This is a genomic window from Comamonas sp. B-9, from assembly GCF_000410635.1.
Lineage (GTDB): Bacteria > Pseudomonadota > Gammaproteobacteria > Burkholderiales > Burkholderiaceae_C > Comamonas.
In genome coordinates this window covers 3728-4252 of record NZ_KE148645.1, presented here as the reverse complement: position 1 = coordinate 4252, position 525 = coordinate 3728, and the positions used below count along the sequence as shown (strand labels likewise).

Genomic DNA, 525 nt, shown 5'->3' with positions numbered 1-525 from the left:
CCGCAAAATACTGCAGCTGCGCCTGGCTGAGCGCATCGAGCAACAGGCTGGAGCCATCGGGCAGCGCATGGCGCACTTGCTGGCCGCGTGGGCTGTGCCAGCTGGCCTGCCACTGCACATGCTGCTGGCGGTACAGCTGCCACTGCTGCCAGCCCAGATGGCCGCCCAGGCCCACACCGGCAAAACTCAGCAGCGCGGCCAGGCTGCGGCGCCGGCCCGCGCGCCGGGCGCTGCCCAGGTGGTTGCCGCGCCAGCGCTGCAAGGCGTCTTCGACACAGGCGCTGGCCTGGATCAGATCGCGTTCGATGGTGTTCAGCGATACGCCCAGCCGCTCGGCAATCAGCGGCTGCTTGTCGCCATGGATGCGGTGGGCCACAAAGGCGGCGCGGCTGCGCTCGGGCAGGCCGGCCAATGCCGTCTCCAGCACCGCCAGCGCCTGGCGGTACATGACGGAATCTGCCACATCGGGCGCATGGCTGGGTGCCAGCTGCTCCTGCAATACGGCGCCTTCCACATAGCGGCCGT

At 69.5% G+C, this 525-nt stretch carries 1 protein-coding gene; it reads right to left on the bottom strand.

The features are described 5' to 3' along the window. On the bottom strand, positions 1–525 hold a 525-nt coding region (locus H928_RS30330; protein WP_306729961.1), incomplete at both ends, for an RNA polymerase sigma factor.